The sequence below is a fragment of the Enterobacter cloacae complex sp. genome (assembly GCF_900322725.1).
Taxonomy (GTDB): Bacteria; Pseudomonadota; Gammaproteobacteria; order Enterobacterales; family Enterobacteriaceae; genus Enterobacter; species Enterobacter quasihormaechei.
In genome coordinates this window covers 316,143-332,839 of sequence record NZ_LT991957.1, presented here as the reverse complement: position 1 = coordinate 332,839, position 16,697 = coordinate 316,143, and the positions used below count along the sequence as shown (strand labels likewise).

10 protein-coding genes are annotated in these 16,697 nt (G+C 55.5%); 7 read left to right on the top strand and 3 right to left on the bottom strand.

From position 1 onward, the window contains the following. Positions 1 to 223 precede the first annotated feature (223 nt). Positions 224 to 952, bottom strand: coding sequence for a bifunctional 2-polyprenyl-6-hydroxyphenol methylase/3-demethylubiquinol 3-O-methyltransferase UbiG (ubiG, locus tag DBR02_RS01530; protein WP_107533409.1), 729 nt, complete (start codon positions 950 to 952; stop codon positions 224 to 226). 146 nt (positions 953 to 1,098) lie between these two features. On the opposite strand from ubiG, the gene gyrA reads away from it, so the two are divergent. Both gyrA and rcsC read left to right on the top strand, forming a co-directional pair. Continuing rightward, positions 1,099 to 3,735 (top strand): DNA topoisomerase (ATP-hydrolyzing) subunit A, encoded by a 2,637-nt coding sequence (gyrA, locus tag DBR02_RS01525; protein ID WP_107533408.1) that lies wholly within the window; start codon positions 1,099 to 1,101, stop codon positions 3,733 to 3,735. Positions 3,736 to 3,869: 134 nt separating this feature from the next. Next, complete coding sequence (gene rcsC, locus DBR02_RS01520; RefSeq protein ID WP_102750732.1) at positions 3,870 to 6,716, top strand: two-component system sensor histidine kinase RcsC; 2,847 nt, start codon at positions 3,870 to 3,872, stop codon at positions 6,714 to 6,716. An 84-nt stretch (positions 6,717 to 6,800) separates the two neighbouring features. Here rcsC and rcsB read toward each other — a convergent pair whose 3' ends face one another. Next, a complete protein-coding gene (rcsB, locus tag DBR02_RS01515; RefSeq protein ID WP_003859405.1) occupies positions 6,801 to 7,451 on the bottom strand; it encodes a response regulator transcription factor RcsB in 651 nt (216 codons plus the stop codon). Between the two features lie 16 nt (positions 7,452 to 7,467). Continuing rightward, entirely contained in the window at positions 7,468 to 10,140 is a 2,673-nt protein-coding gene (gene rcsD / locus DBR02_RS01510; protein WP_107533407.1) for a phosphotransferase RcsD, read from the bottom strand. A 745-nt stretch (positions 10,141 to 10,885) separates the two neighbouring features. On the opposite strand from rcsD, the gene DBR02_RS01505 reads away from it, so the two are divergent. The 5 genes from DBR02_RS01505 to DBR02_RS01485 all read left to right on the top strand — a co-directional run bounded on the left by DBR02_RS01505 (position 10,886) and on the right by DBR02_RS01485 (position 16,648). Then, on the top strand, positions 10,886 to 11,977 hold the full coding sequence (locus tag DBR02_RS01505; RefSeq protein ID WP_063450356.1) for a porin OmpC: 1,092 nt from the start codon (positions 10,886 to 10,888) through the stop codon (positions 11,975 to 11,977). A 114-nt stretch (positions 11,978 to 12,091) separates the two neighbouring features. Further along, entirely contained in the window at positions 12,092 to 13,147 is a 1,056-nt protein-coding gene (gene apbE, locus DBR02_RS01500; RefSeq protein ID WP_107533406.1) for an FAD:protein FMN transferase ApbE, read from the top strand. Between the two features lie 72 nt (positions 13,148 to 13,219). After that, positions 13,220 to 14,278 (top strand): bifunctional DNA-binding transcriptional regulator/O6-methylguanine-DNA methyltransferase Ada, encoded by a 1,059-nt coding sequence (gene ada, locus DBR02_RS01495; protein WP_107533405.1) that lies wholly within the window; start codon positions 13,220 to 13,222, stop codon positions 14,276 to 14,278. Beyond that, on the top strand, positions 14,278 to 14,928 hold the full coding sequence (alkB, locus tag DBR02_RS01490) for a DNA oxidative demethylase AlkB (RefSeq protein WP_107533404.1): 651 nt from the start codon (positions 14,278 to 14,280) through the stop codon (positions 14,926 to 14,928). The genes ada and alkB overlap by 1 nt, the downstream gene beginning before the upstream one ends. 76 nt (positions 14,929 to 15,004) lie before the next feature. Next, positions 15,005 to 16,648 carry a multidrug ABC transporter permease/ATP-binding protein gene (locus tag DBR02_RS01485; protein WP_063450352.1) on the top strand — a complete coding sequence of 548 codons (1,644 nt, stop codon included), beginning with the start codon at positions 15,005 to 15,007 and terminating at the stop codon, positions 16,646 to 16,648. Positions 16,649 to 16,697: the final 49 nt, after the last annotated feature.

The window sequence follows — 16,697 nt, the reverse complement described above, 5'->3', positions numbered from 1 at the left end:
AGTATTCTAGTAAGGATTCTTTTCAGTACAAGGGTTGATTTTGACGTTAAATTGAGGTTGTGAAAGGGTAAAAAAGGCTAAGTCCTCGTGCCATAAGGCCTGGAAGAGATGTCAATATTCCAGAAAAAAAATTCAAAATTTGATCGAGTGCTGATTTCTTCAACGGGAGGTCAGAATTGCGCAACATGATGTCGCGCAATCATTATAAGAATAACGGATGACGTTAGTCGTTTTTGGCGGTTGTATGCAACATATAGTTAACATCCACGCCTGGGGCAAGTTTGAATTTATCCGTTAGCGGGTTGTAGTGCAGGCCGGTGATGTGCTGCTCCTTAAGCCATGTCTGGTCAACCCAGCCCAGCAGTTCGGCAGGCTTGATAAACTTCTTCACGTCGTGCGTCCCTTTCGGCACCATGCGCAGCACATATTCCGCGCCCACCACGGCCATCAGCCAGGCTTTGCCGTTGCGGTTGATGGTCGAGAAGAAGACCTGGCCGCCCGGCTTCACCAGTTTTGCACAGGCGTTCACCACCGACTGCGGATCGGGAACGTGCTCCAGCATCTCCATGCAGGTCACCACGTCGTACTGGTGCGCATGGTTTGCCGCGTGCTCTTCCACGGTTTCCTGAACGTAGTCTACCTGTACGCCGGACTCCAGCGCGTGAAGACGGGCAACCTGTAGGGGTTCGAAGCCCATGTCCAGGCCGGTGACGGTGGCCCCTTCGCGCGCCATGCTTTCCGCCAGGATGCCGCCGCCGCAGCCGACGTCGAGCACTTTTTTACCGAACAGACCGCCGGAACGCTCCGCGATATAGCCCAGACGCAGCGGGTTAATACGATGCAGAGGTTTGAACTCACCTTCGAGATCCCACCAGCGGGACGCCACCGCTTCAAATTTGGCAATCTCTTCGTGGTCAACGTTGTGAGCCACCGGGGATTTTTCGGCATTCATGGGCGCTTTTACTCCTTATTTAGCAAGACAAATGAGTATATCAGGCAATCCCTGTGAATAAAGCGTATAGGTTTACCTGTATCACCGCGGCTGTGTTATAATTTGCGACCTTTGAATCCGGGATACAGTAGAGGGATAGCGGTTAGATGAGCGACCTTGCGAGAGAAATTACACCGGTTAACATCGAGGAAGAGCTGAAAAGCTCCTATCTGGACTATGCGATGTCGGTCATTGTTGGCCGTGCGCTGCCGGACGTCCGCGATGGCCTGAAGCCGGTACACCGTCGCGTACTATACGCCATGAACGTATTGGGCAATGACTGGAATAAAGCCTACAAAAAATCTGCCCGTGTCGTTGGTGACGTAATCGGTAAATACCATCCTCATGGTGATTACGCGGTGTACGACACCATTGTCCGTATGGCGCAGCCGTTCTCGCTGCGTTACATGCTGGTAGATGGTCAGGGTAACTTTGGTTCTATCGACGGCGACTCCGCCGCGGCAATGCGTTATACGGAAATCCGTCTGGCGAAGATTGCCCATGAGCTGATGGCCGACCTGGAAAAAGAGACGGTTGATTTCGTTGATAACTACGACGGCACGGAAAAAATTCCTGACGTTATGCCAACGAAGATCCCAAACCTGCTGGTGAACGGTTCGTCCGGTATCGCCGTCGGTATGGCAACCAACATTCCGCCGCATAACATCACGGAAGTGATCAACGGCTGCCTGGCCTACATCGACGATGAAGACATCAGCATTGAAGGGCTGATGGAACACATCCCGGGCCCGGACTTCCCGACGGCGGCGATCATCAACGGTCGTCGCGGTATTGAAGAAGCATACCGCACCGGTCGCGGCAAGATTTACATCCGTGCCCGCGCCGAAGTGGAAGCGGACGCCAAAACCGGCCGTGAAACCATCATTGTTCACGAGATCCCGTATCAGGTGAACAAAGCGCGTCTGATTGAAAAAATCGCCGAGCTGGTAAAAGAAAAACGCGTTGAAGGCATCAGCGCGCTGCGTGACGAGTCTGACAAAGACGGTATGCGCATCGTGATTGAAATCAAGCGCGACGCGGTGGGTGAAGTTGTGCTGAACAACCTTTACTCCCAGACTCAGCTTCAGGTCTCCTTCGGTATCAACATGGTTGCGCTGCACCACGGTCAGCCGAAGATCATGAACCTGAAAGAGATCCTGAGCGCGTTCGTGCGTCACCGCCGTGAAGTGGTGACTCGCCGTACCATCTTTGAACTGCGCAAAGCGCGCGATCGTGCTCATATCCTTGAAGCACTGGCCGTTGCGCTGGCGAACATCGACCCGATCATCGAGCTGATCCGCCGTGCGCCAACCCCGGCAGAAGCGAAAGCCTCGCTGGTTGCGCGTCCATGGGATCTGGGCAACGTGGCGGCGATGCTGGAACGTGCCGGCGACGACGCCGCGCGTCCTGAGTGGCTGGAACCGGAATTCGGCGTGCGTGACGGTCAGTACTACCTGACTGAACAGCAGGCCCAGGCGATTCTGGATCTGCGTTTGCAGAAACTGACCGGCCTTGAGCATGAAAAACTGCTCGACGAGTACAAAGAGCTGCTGGAACAGATTGCCGAGCTGCTGCATATCCTGGGCAGCGCAGAGCGCCTGATGGAAGTGATCCGCGAAGAGCTGGAGCTGGTTCGCGATCAGTTCGGCGACGAGCGTCGTACCGAAATCACGGCCAACAGCTCTGATATCAACATTGAAGATCTGATCAACCGCGAAGACGTGGTAGTGACCCTGTCTCACCAGGGCTACGTGAAGTATCAGCCGTTGACCGACTACGAAGCACAGCGTCGTGGCGGTAAAGGCAAATCTGCGGCACGTATTAAAGAAGAAGACTTCATTGACCGTCTGCTGGTGGCTAACACCCACGACACGATCCTCTGCTTCTCCAGCCGGGGCCGTCTGTACTGGATGAAGGTCTATCAGCTGCCGGAAGCGAGCCGTGGCGCGCGTGGACGTCCAATCGTCAACCTGCTGCCGCTGGAAGCGAACGAACGTATCACCGCCATCCTGCCGGTACGCGAGTACGAAGAGGGCGTGAACGTCTTTATGGCGACCGCGAGCGGTACCGTGAAGAAAACCGCACTGACCGAGTTCAGCCGTCCACGTTCTGCCGGGATTATCGCGGTGAACCTGAACGAAGGCGACGAACTGATCGGCGTGGATCTGACGTCCGGTTCTGATGAAGTGATGCTCTTCTCTGCGGCCGGTAAAGTGGTGCGCTTTAAAGAGAACGCCGTTCGCGCCATGGGCCGTACGGCGACCGGCGTGCGTGGTATCAAGCTGGCGGGTGAAGACACCGTTGTTTCCCTGATCGTTCCTCGTGGCGAAGGCGCAATCCTGACCGTCACCCAGAACGGTTACGGTAAGCGTACGGCGGAAAGCGAATACCCGACCAAATCACGCGGCACGCAGGGCGTTATCTCCATCAAGGTCACCGAGCGCAACGGTTCCGTTGTGGGCGCGGTGCAGGTGGACGACGCGGACCAGATCATGATGATCACCGATGCCGGTACGCTGGTGCGTACGCGCGTGTCTGAGATCAGCGTGGTGGGTCGTAACACCCAGGGCGTTATCCTCATCCGTACTGCGGAAGATGAAAACGTCGTCGGTCTGCAACGCGTTGCTGAGCCGGTGGATGACGAAGAGCTCGACTCTATCGACGGCAGCGTCGCGGAAGGGGATGACGAAATCGTCCCGGAAGCGGACACCGATGATGACGCAGCGGATGACGCTGACGAGTAACGTCTCCTGACGCATAAAGGGCCGGTTTCCGGCCCTTTTGTTTTGCGTAAGCAGACAAGTGAACGTTGCGACAAGCCGCGTTTACCGCTACCTTAACCACATTCTTTTTTCCCCGATGGCGGAGCCTCGCCCCTTTGAAATACCTCGTTTCCTTTCGTACCACGCTAAAAGTCTCTCGCTATCTGTTTCGGGCGCTTGCGCTGCTGCTCTGGTTGCTGGTGGCGCTGCTCTCGGTGTTCTACATCGTTAACGCGCTGCACCAGAAAGAAGCGGAGATCCGTCAGGAGTTTAACTTAAGCTCGGATCAGGCCCAGCGCTATATCCAGCGCACGTCTGACGTGATGAAAGAGCTTAAGTATATTGCCGAAAATCGACTGACGGCGGAGAACGGCATTCTGGCCCTTCGTGGACGAGATGAAAAAACCGAAGTACCTGATTTCGAACCGCTCTTCCCGGACTCCGATTGTTCAGCCATGGGCAAAGCCTGGCGTGGCTCACTGGAGTCGCTTTCATGGTTTATGCGCTACTGGCGCGATAACTTCTCCGCCGCCTACGATCTGAACCGCGTCTACCTGATTGGCAACGAAAACCTCTGCATGGCGGATTTCGGCCTGCGGGATATGCCCGTCGAACGTGAAGACGCGCTGAAAAGCCTGCATGAGCGCATCGTGAAATACCGTAATGCGCCTCAGGAAGAGCGTGGAAACAACATCTTCTGGATAAGCCAGGGGCCGCGCATGGGCGTCGGCTATTTCTATGCCCTGACTCCGGTTTATCTCGGGAACCGCCTGCAAGCGCTGCTGGGGATTGAACAAACCATCCGCATGGAAAACTTCTTCACGCCGGGCAGCCTGCCGATGGGCGTGACCATTCTGGATGAAAACGGCCACCCGCTCATCTCCCTTGCCGGGCCAGAAAACCGCCTGAAGGTGGAGCCCAGCTGGATGCAGGAGCGGTCATGGTTTGGCTATACCTCCGGTTTCCGCGAACTGGTGCTAAAGAAAAGTTTGCCGCCGTCGTCGCTGAGCATCGTCTACTCGCTGCCGGTGGACAAGGTGCTGGAGCGCATTCGCATCCTGATCCTTAACGCCATTTTGTTGAACATCGCGGTAGGCGTGGCGCTGTTTATGCTGGCGAGAATGTATGAGCGGCGGATCTTTATTCCGGCGGAAGCGGATGCGCAGCGTCTGGAAGAGCACGAGCAGTTTAACCGTAAGATTGTCGCCTCGGCGCCAGTGGGGATCTGTATCCTGCGTACTCAGGACGGGACGAATATCCTCAGTAACGAGCTTGCCCATAACTACCTGAACATGCTCACGCATGAAGACCGCCAGCGGTTAACGCAGATCATCTGCGGTCAGCAGGTTAACTTTGTGGACGTGCTGACCAGTACCCACACCAACCTGCAAATCAGCTTCGTCCATTCGCGCTACCGTAATGAAAACGTGGCGATTTGCGTGCTGGTGGATGTTTCTGCGCGCGTGAAGATGGAAGAGTCATTGCAGGATATGGCGCAGGCGGCGGAGCAGGCCAGTCAGTCCAAGTCGATGTTCCTTGCGACCGTTAGCCATGAATTGCGTACGCCGCTGTACGGCATTATCGGTAACCTCGATCTGCTCCAGACCAAGGAGCTGCCGAAAGGGGTCGACCGGCTGGTAACGGCCATGAACAACTCCTCCAGCCTGCTGCTGAAAATCATCAGCGATATTCTCGACTTCTCTAAAATTGAGTCTGAGCAGCTGAAAATTGAACCGCGTGAGTTCTCCCCGCGCGAGGTGATGAACCATATCAGCGCCAACTATCTGCCGCTGGTGGTGCGCAAGCAGCTGGGGCTGTACTGCTTTATCGAGCCGGATGTGCCGCTGACGCTGCATGGCGATCCGATGCGTCTGCAACAGGTCATTTCGAACCTGCTGAGCAACGCCATCAAATTCACCGATATCGGCTGTATTGTGCTGCATGTCTGTAGGGCAGGGGAGTACCTGACCATTCGCGTGCGCGACACGGGGGTCGGCATCCCGGCGAAAGAAGTTGTTCGCCTGTTCGATCCGTTCTTCCAGGTGGGAACGGGCGTACAGCGCAACTTCCAGGGGACCGGGCTGGGCCTGGCGATCTGTGAGAAGCTGATCAGCATGATGGACGGGGATATCTCCGTCGATACCGAGCCGGGTATGGGCAGCCAGTTCACCATCCGTATTCCGCTCTATTCGGCACACTATCCGGCGAAAGCCACGGTCGACGGGCTGAGCGATAAGCACTGCTGGCTGGCGGTGCACAACGCCTCCTTACACGATTTCCTGACCTCGATGCTGACCAGCAGCGGCGTGCGGGTCTCACGCTATGAAGGCCAGACGCCGGACGCGGATGACATGCTGATCACCGACGTTGAGCCAGACCAGGCGTGGGCGGGACGCGGGGTGGTGATGTTCTGTCGCCGCCATATCGGTATTCCGATTGAGCGTTCGCCTGGGCTGTGGGTGCACAGCGTGGCGACACCGCACGAGCTGTTGGGCCTGCTGGCGCGCATTTACAGCGTACAGCTTGAGGACAGCGATGGCGCGACCGCGCTGGCCTCCCCTGATGAGCTGGCGTCGGTGAACGACGATATGATGATTCTGGTTGTCGACGATCATCCAATTAACCGTCGTCTGCTCGCAGACCAGCTTGGCTCGCTGGGCTATCAGTGTAAAACGGCCAATGATGGCGTGGATGCCCTGAATGTCTTAAGTAAGAACCATATTGATATTGTGCTCAGCGATGTGAACATGCCTAACATGGACGGTTACCGTCTGACGCAGCGTATCCGACAGCTGGGGCTGACGCTACCGGTGGTCGGGGTGACAGCCAACGCCCTGGCAGAGGAGAAACAGCGCTGTCTGGAGTCCGGGATGGACAGCTGTCTGTCGAAGCCGGTCACGCTGGATGTCCTGAAGCAGACCCTATCCGTGTATGCGGAGCGGGTACGAAAAGCGAGACAATAAAAAAGGCCCGAAAGGGCCTTTTTTATTTCTCCGGCGGCTGTAGGCCGGGTATGCGCGAGCGCCACCCGGCGTAAACAGCGAAGATCAATCTTTGTCCGTTGCGCTCAGCGTCACGGAAGAGAGATAGTTCAGCAGGGCGATATCGTTATCCACACCCAGCTTCATCATCGCGGATTTTTTCTGGCTACTGATGGTTTTAATACTGCGGTTCAGCTTCTTGGCAATTTCAGTGACCAGGAAACCTTCAGCGAACAGACGCAGAACCTCACTCTCTTTTGGCGAAAGACGCTTGTCGCCATAGCCACCCGCGCTGATTTTTTCGAGCAGGCGTGAGACGCTTTCAGGGGTGAATTTCTTCCCTTTCTGTAGCGCCGCCAGCGCTTTTGGCAGATCGGTAGGTGCGCCTTGTTTCAGTACAATCCCTTCAATATCGAGATCCAGAACGGCGCTCAGGATCGCCGGGTTATTGTTCATGGTCAGAACAATGATCGAAATGTCCGGGAAGTGGCGTTTAATGTATTTGATGAGCGTAATGCCGTCACCGTATTTATCTCCAGGCATGGAGAGATCGGTAATGAGCACGTGCGCATCAAGTTTAGGCAGGTTGTTAATGAGAGCTGTGGAATCTTCAAATTCACCGACTACATTCACCCACTCGATCTGTTCAAGTGATTTGCGAATACCGAACAGTACAATCGGATGGTCATCGGCAATAATTACGTTCATATTGTTCATGTATAAGGCTACCTTGCTACAGCAAGCTCTTGACGTAAGCGTCAATGTCGCTGATGTATTTTTCAATGCCAGAGGCATCTTTCTCACGAATTAGATGTTCCAGCGTTTCACATAACTGCTTGCCGGGAACCAGATTAAGCATGGCAAACACCCCTTTAAGCCGGTGTGCTGTCTGTGCCAGCGCTGCAAAATCCTGCGCAGCGGACTCAGTATACAACCGCTTAACATCATCTGGTACTGTATCAACGAAGAGCGAATAATATCCGCTGGCATGGAGTTCTGCATTTTCATCGCCGCCTAACGGTGACTCCAGGATCTCTTCCTGCGCCAGATTCTCTTCAATCAGTTGTAATACAGCTTCCTGCATTGCATTGCTCATATTAAAGTTGACGCGCAGCTGCCCAGGGCCAATTTTCCGCACGCCTGGCTCATCATCGCTTAAAAGCAAGCCTGAGGCAGTAAGATTAGACGGATTATCAGTTAAAAATAGATCAAATTCTTGACTCGCGAGCCTTTCGTCCGGGGTGATGCAGGACGCGCCCCAGTTTTCTAACTGACGAACGACGATATTACGGATCTCGCTGGAGGTCACATCCACCATTACGACCACATCATCCAGCAGACGCTCTTCATCCTCTTCCTGTGGATTCGCCGCCATTTTGACGTGTAAGGAGTAGCGGGTACCGAGGGATTCGCGGGCCTTGATGTTCAGATGACCGCCCAGCTTGCGCGCCAGCTGATCGCAGAGCCAGAAGGTGAGGGCATTCGCCTTACCATAATGATCACGCTGCGTATCGTTCAGGAACGGGAAATGCAGGTTATCGATTTCGCTGACGGTCACGCCTTCGCCCGTATCCAGAATGCGGAACGTCAGGCGATCGTCGGTGGATTCATCGGTGCTGACTTCAAGGGTGATCTTGCCGATCTGCGTCGTAGTGACGGCATACTGGATCAGCATCATCAGAATGCGGCGCAGGGCATCACGATCGCCGTGACGCTCGTCGTTGGCCGGCAAATGGTTGTTGATCAACAGCTGGAGACCCTTGCGCTTGATCACCGGCAGCACTTCCGGTACCACCTCATCAATCAGATCCTGAATAGAGAAGAGCGTCGGGGTGCCCTTCCAGATGTCGTTCTCCAGCATATTCGCCAGCTGGATTTCGTCCACCAGACGAACCAGCGAGTCGGCCTGGCTGCTCAGCTGTCGGCTTTCCGGCGTGCTTAAATCAGCAATCTGCGTGGCGAGTGACTTCAGCGGTTGTTTAAAGGCATCGCCGATATTTTGCATAAACGCGGCGCGGCCGTGCTGGTTCTTCTCGTACAGCCTTTGCGCCTGCTTGAGCTTTTTATTTACCAGCACTTCGCGATCCTGATCGCGAATAATGAAGATTTGCGTGCGCGAGGCGACCTGACTGCGGAACTGACGGATCTCATACAGTTCATTATTAATGGTGGCCTGGATAACGCCCTGATGCTGGTCCGCCATGGCCGTAATATTTTGCAGGTTAAGGTGCGGCAGAAGGTGGTCGGCAATTTTATTGCTCATGACCGTGCGGTTTGCTTCCTGATCGTGAACGAGCACCCCCAGCGGCAGCACGGAAATAATCTCTTCGTTTAAGGCACGCAGGACGCGCAGTTCGTTGCTGGTTCCTGAGGATACCGATGTCGAGTCGCTCTGGCGGCCCGACTGGAAACGGAAGGTGCTGTAGCCAAACAGCGCCAGCGCCAGCAGGCCGATATTCAGCAGCAGCGGCAGGAGAATGTTTTGCAGGGTATCAAGCATCAGGGTGCCAAAAGGCACCTGCCACACCAGCCGCATACCGGTTGAATTGAGCGATGAGGCAATCTCGATTTTTGAGCCATTAAAGGAGATCGCGACGCTGTCCGCGCCTTCTTTGTCCGACGGCGCGCGCATATTCTGGGTGCTGTTGTCTGGCTCCATACGGAAACTGTCCAGCGGCATATCCGGCGGGATGAGATCGTTAATCGGCAGATCGAAAGCAACCACGGTCGCCAGATGGCCCGGCTGGTTAAAGGTGGTGCGCAGCGTAAAGTAATGGCCGTTCTGCCAGGCCAGGCGGCGTAGCGAAGAAAAACTTTCGCGCTCGTCCAGCGCGTTGGCCTGTTGCAACATTTCTGCCCGGCGGGAATCCACAATACTGCCAACGGTGGTCTCTTTAAAGCCGGACGAGAGGTCCTTAAGCGGCAGGGTAGAGACTAGGATCATGCTGTTGTCCTGGCCGTTCAGGTAATACATGGACCACGGAACGGTCTCGGCGCCCCACAGGGTGTCCAGATAGGAGGAGATCCGCTGCGTCATCTCCAGCGTTGCGCTGTCGTGCGAACCGAAAATCAGGGCTTCAGTTTTGCGCTGGGGTTTTTCAAGGTAATAAACATCCTGCTTAAGGCGCGTTTCCTGCAACCCTTCGCCTGACGAGGTGGCAGGCGCGGCGGCGATATTGTCGTAGATTTGCCAGGTCGCATAGCGCCACGTATCAATGCGCTTATGCACCGCGTGGGTGATATCGACGATTTGATAGCTTTTATCTTTAAGCCAGGTGTTCACGGCGCTCTGGACCATCACCCCCATTGTGACTAACAGCACAACGATCAACAGAAGAAAGAAACGGGTGATGCTGCCCGGTAGAAGGGAGAATTTGCTCGGGGCGGTAGTTTCTGTCTGACTCATTGATGTGTTTAACCCGTAATGGCCGCGCGGTAATGGGATAGGGCAGTATAAAGGGTAATAACCGAATTTCCAGCGTCGTTATCGGCATGACCTTGACTTTTTATCTGTCGCAACCCGCTTCAACGACATCCGGGTAAAAGATGTACAAAACCCAGTCAAATGTACAAATACGCCGTCACAACGGCTGAAAAATAGCACGAATTAACAAGAAATTAATTGCGGCTACAAAAAAAGAAATTCTGTAAACGCCAACGCTGAATTTAGTTAATAGTCGTTATCATTACAGGCGGGTAGCACATTAAATGTCTGCTGACGTAAAGAAAGGTAAAAAAAAACCGAATGCGAAGCATCCGGTTCAATTAGGGATAAACAGACATTCAGAACTGAATGACGGTAATAAATAAAGTTAATGATGATAGCGAGAGTTATTTTAGTGGTGTTGAAGGGAATTTTTTTGTCATTCAGTGCGGTACTGTTTTTTAAATTAATGTATTGAAATATTTACGATATATTTTTGTTTTGATTATCCGTGCTATATTTTTAAACTTTTGATGCTCTGTGAAAGTTCCTTGAAATTTACAAATTGAAACATCTTGATGGTAAAGTGAAACATCTTCAAAGTTTTCGTATCATATTCCTGTTGGATTATTCTGCATTTTTGAGGAGAATGAACTTGCCGACTGGTTAAGAGGGTTGACCAGTAAGCAGTGGTAAATAATAAGGCATATAACAGAGGGTTAATAAAATGAAAGTTAAAGTACTGTCCCTCCTGGTACCAGCTCTGCTGGTGGCAGGCGCAGCAAATGCGGCTGAAATTTATAACAAAGACGGCAACAAATTAGATCTGTACGGTAAAGTGGATGGCCTGCACTATTTCTCCGATGACGACGGTGCAGACGGCGACCAGACCTACATGCGTCTGGGCTTCAAAGGCGAAACTCAGGTTAACGATCAGCTGACCGGTTACGGCCAGTGGGAATACCAGATCCAGGGCAACTCTGGCGAGAACGAAAACAACTCATGGACGCGTGTAGCGTTCGCTGGTCTGAAATTCGCTGATGCGGGTTCATTCGACTACGGTCGTAACTACGGCGTTGTTTACGATGTCACTTCCTGGACCGACGTTCTGCCGGAATTCGGCGGCGACACCTACGGTTCTGACAACTTCATGCAGCAGCGCGGTAACGGCTTCGCGACCTACCGTAACCAGGACTTCTTCGGTCTGGTTGATGGCCTGAACTTTGCGTTACAGTACCAGGGTAAAAACGGCAGCCCAAGCGGTGAAGGCCAGACCAATAACGGCCGTGATGCGCTGCGTCAGAACGGTGACGGCTACGGCGGCTCTCTGACCTACGATCTGGGCGAAGGCTTCGCACTCGGTACGGCTGTCACCAGCTCTAAACGTACTGATGACCAGAACGCGCCAAACTACTTCGGTAACGGCGATCGTGCTGAGACCTACACCGGCGGTCTGAAATACGACGCGAACAACATCTACCTGGCTGCGCAATATTCTCAGACCTACAACGCGACCCGCGTTGGCGATCAGGGCTGGGCTAACAAAGCACAGAACTTCGAAGTGGTTGCTCAATATCAGTTCGACTTCGGTCTGCGTCCATCCGTGGCTTACCTGCAATCTAAAGGTAAGGACATCGAAGGCTATGGCGATCAGGATATCCTGAAGTATGTTGACGTGGGCGCGACTTACTACTTCAACAAAAACATGTCCACCTACGTTGATTACAAAATCAACCTGCTGGATGAAAACGACTTCACTCGCCGCACCAGTATCAGCACCGACGATATCGTAGCGCTGGGTCTGGTTTACCAGTTCTAATTGCTCATACTGCAACAAAGGGGCCATCAGGCCCCTTTTTTCATGCTTTTTTAGGGTCTTACAAATACGCTGTTTTAGTGTACTCTTGCCGCCCTGGCATGAGGATAATAACCAATGGAAATGACTTTTTTGCGCGCCAGCTTTCTGGCGATTGTTTTACTCCTGACCGCGTGTGACTCTTCTACGCAGCCCGCAAAAATCGAGGCGCCAGCCGCGACGGTGCTGGAAGGGAAAACCATGGGGACCTTCTGGCGCGTCAGCGTGATGGATATTGATAAATCCCGCGCTGAAGAATTACGCGGAAAAATTCAGGCGCAGCTGGATGCCGACGATCAGCTGCTCTCGACGTATAAAAATGACTCAGCGCTGATGCGTTTCAATCGCTCCAGCAGCACCTCGCTGTGGCCGGTGAGCGAAGCGATGGCCGATATCGTCACGGAATCTATGCGCGTGGGCTACAAAACCAACGGCGCAATGGATGTGACCGTGGGGCCGCTGGTCAATCTGTGGGGATTTGGCCCTGACAAACAGCCGGTGGCTACCCCCGATCAGGCCGCCATCGACGACGCCCGCGCCCGTACAGGGTTACAGCATCTGTCGGTGATCGGCCAGTACGGTCAGCAATACCTGCAAAAGGATATTCCCGATCTGTTTGTGGATCTCTCTACGGTAGGCGAGGGGTATGCGGCGGACCATCTTACGGCCCTGATGGCGCAGGAAGGCATTCCCCGTTACCTGGTTTCCGTAGGTGGCGCGCTCGTCAGCCGGGGCATGAACGCCAGCGGCAGGCCCTGGCGGGTGGCTATCCAGAAACCAACCGACCAGCAGAACGCGGTGCAGGCGATTGTCGACATCAACGGGCACGGTATCAGCACCTCCGGCAGCTACCGCAACTATTACGAACTGGACGGCAAACGTATTTCGCACGTTATCGATCCGCAAACCGGACGCCCCATTACCCACAATCTGGTGTCCGTTACGGTGATAGCCCCAACCGCGCTGGAAGCGGACGCCTGGGACACCGGACTGATGGTGCTCGGCACGGAGAAAGCCAAAGAGGTGGTGCGCCAGGAAGGGCTGGCCGTCTATATGATCACCAAAGAGGCTGACGGGTTTAAAACCTGGAGTTCACCGCAGTTCAACAGCTTCCTGGTAAGCGAGAAAAATTAAAAAGCAAGGTTGCGGGTTTTTGTTCGGTGGCGTTCAGGCAGGCTAAGCGTATGCTTGTAAGAGGAGCCGATGATGAAAAACACAACCTATCTCACCGATGAGGATCGCTGGCAGGCCGTTCTGGCCCGCGATCCTCATGCGGATAACCAGTTTGTTTTTGCCGTGCAGACGACCGGCATTTATTGCCGCCCGTCCTGCCGCGCCCGCCACGCGCTGCGTAAAAATGTCTGCTTCTATCCTGATGCTCACCAGGCAGGACTGGCGGGCTACCGTCCCTGTAAACGCTGTTTGCCGGACCAGGACGATCCTATGGCGCAGAAAAAGGCCCGTATTGCGCTGGCCTGCCGGCTGCTTGAGCAGGATGCCGCGCTGAACCTTGACGCGCTGGCGCAGCAGGTTGCCATGAGCCCGTTCCATTTCCACCGCTTGTTTAAATCCGTTACCGGCATGACGCCGAAAGCCTGGCAGCAGGCCGCGCGCGAACAACGCCTGCGCAGCACGCTGGCGCAGGGCGGTAAAATCACCGATGCCGTTCTGGCCGCCGGGTTCCCGGACAGCAGCAGCTACTACCGTAAAGCCGATGGCGCGCTGGGCATGACGGCCAGACAGTACCGCAACGGGGATGCCGCAGTCCGCTATGCCATCAGCGACTGCTCGCTGGGCCGCTGTCTGGTGGGGGAAAGCGAGCGTGGGATCTGCGCGATACTGCTGGGGGATGACGACGCCGCGCTGACGGCCGAGCTGCTTTCACTGTTTCCGCTTGCCGTCCGTGAACCGATGGAAGGCGCGTTTGCCGGGCGGATCCGTCAGGTGATGGCCTCTGTCGACAGCCGCGCGACGCCCCTGACGCTGCCGCTGGATATCCGCGGTACCGCCTTCCAGCAGCAGGTCTGGCAGGCGCTACGGGCTATCCCCTGCGGTGAGACGGCAAGCTATCAGCAGGTGGCGAAGGCCATTGGCAAACCCAACGCCGTGCGCGCCGTGGCGGGGGCCTGCGGGGCCAATAAACTGGCGATTGTGATCCCCTGTCACCGCGTGGTGCGTAACGACGGTGCGCTCTCGGGCTATCGCTGGGGGGCAGCGCGTAAGGTACTATTATTAAAACGTGAGGCGAATAAACAGGAGGGATAATGCTCGATCTTTTTGCGGAGGCTGAACCCTGGCAGGAGCCGCTCGCGCCCGGGGCGACGATCCTGAGACGCTTCGCGCTTTCCCGCGCGGCGGCGCTGTTCGACGGCATTAATGCCGTCACCGCCCGTTCGCCTTTTCGCCATATGGTTACGCCGGGCGGGTATACCATGTCCGTGGCGATGACCAACTGCGGCGAATTGGGATGGGCGACGAATGCGCGGGGCTATTTATATGCGCCGAACGATCCGCTGACGGGGCAGCCGTGGCCGCCAATGCCGGAGGCGTTTCAGGCGCTGTGCCATGATGCCGCCGTCGCGGCCGGCTATCCTGATTTTCGACCCGACGCCTGCCTCATCAACCGCTATGCCGTCGGGGCAAAACTCTCCCTGCATCAGGATAAGGACGAGCCGGATCTGCGCGCGCCGATTGTCTCGGTATCCCTTGGGCTGCCCGCTGTCTTTCAGTTTGGCGGGCTGCGGCGCAACGACCCGCTAAAACGGCTGATGCTGGAGCATGGCGATGTGGTGGTCTGGGGCGGTGAGTCACGGCTTTTTTACCATGGTATTCAGCCGCTTAAAAATGGCGAACACCCGGTGGCGGGGGCGTTTCGCTACAACCTTACGTTCCGGCAGGCAGCGTACAGAGAATAAAAATAAGAATTATTCTTGATGTGTGTGAAAGGCAGTTTACACTGCTGGCTGATTTTTCTTGTCCGGATTGCTCTGCATGCAACTACTTCTTCTTGTCTGGCGGCAGTACCGCTGGCCTTTCATCGCGGTAATGGCGCTAAGCCTTGCCAGCGCGGCGCTGGGGATTGGCCTGATTGCCTTCATTAACGTGCGCTTGATCGAAATGGTCGATACGTCACTCTCCGTCCTGCCGGAATTTCTGGGATTACTGCTGCTGCTGATGGCGGTCACGCTCGGATCGCAGCTGGCGCTGACCGCGCTCGGCCACCATTTCGTTTTCCGTCTGCGCAGTGAGTTCATCAAACGTATTCTCGACACCCAGGTTGAGCGCATCGAACAGCTGGGAAGCGCCTCTCTGCTGGCGGGGCTGACCAGCGACGTGCGCGCCATTACCATCGCGTTTGTACGTCTGCCGGAGCTGGTGCAGGGGATCATCCTGACCTTTGGCTCGGCGGCCTATCTCGCCTGGCTCTCCAGCAAAATGCTGGCCGTGACGGCGCTGTGGATTGCCATCACCATCTGGGGCGGGTTCCTGCTGGTCTCCCGTGTCTATAAGCACATGGCGGTGCTGCGCGAAACGGAAGACAAGCTCTATAACGACTATCAGACGGTGCTGGAAGGGCGCAAAGAGCTGACGCTGAACCGCGAGCGCGCCGAGCACATCTTCAACAACCTCTATATTCCTGACGCGCACGAATATCGTCATCATATTATTCGCGCCGATACGTTCCACCTGAGCGCCGTGAACTGGTCCAACATTATGATGCTGGGCGCCATTGGCCTGGTGTTCTGGATGGCGAATAGCCTGGGGTGGGCGGATACCAACGTGGCGGCCACGTATTCCCTGACGCTGCTGTTTTTACGCACGCCGCTGCTGTCGGCCGTTGGCGCACTGCCGACGCTGCTGAGCGCTCAGGTCGCCTTTAACAAGCTGAAGAAGTTCGACCTTGCGCCGTTTAAGGCCGAGTTCCCGCGTCCGCAGGCCTTCCCGAACTGGCAAACGCTTGAGCTGCGTAACGTTACCTTCCGCTATCAGGAGAGTGCGTTCTCCGTGGGGCCGATAAACCTGACCCTTCACCGTGGCGAGCTCCTGTTCCTCATCGGCGGCAACGGCAGCGGCAAATCCACCCTGGCGATGCTGTTGACGGGGCTCTATCAGCCGCAGTCGGGTGAAATTTTGCTGGATGGCAACGCGCTGAGCGCGGAGAAACCGGAGGACTACCGCAAGCTCTTCTCGGCGGTATTTACCGATGTCTGGCTGTTCGATCAGCTGCTGGGTCCGGAAGGGCAGCAGGCGGATCCCGCGCTGGTGGAGAAGTGGCTTGCGCACCTGCAAATGTCACACAAGCTGGAGCTCCAGGATGGCAAAATCCTCAATCTCAGGCTGTCGAAAGGGCAGAAGAAACGCGTGGCGCTGCTGCTGGCGCTGGCCGAGGAGCGCGACATCATCCTGCTGGACGAGTGGGCCGCGGATCAGGACCCGCACTTCCGCCGCGAGTTTTATCAGGTGCTGCTGCCGCTGATGCAGGCGATGGGGAAAACCATTTTTGCCATCAGCCATGACGATCACTACTTCATTCACGCCGACCGTCTGCTGGAGATGCGCGACGGCAAGCTGAGCGAGCTGACCGGCGACGAGCGCGATGCTGCGTCACGGGATGCGGTGGCGCGTACGGCCTGAGTGCGATTGTGCCGGGTGCGCCCGGCACGTTAATTTTTCATATATGCCG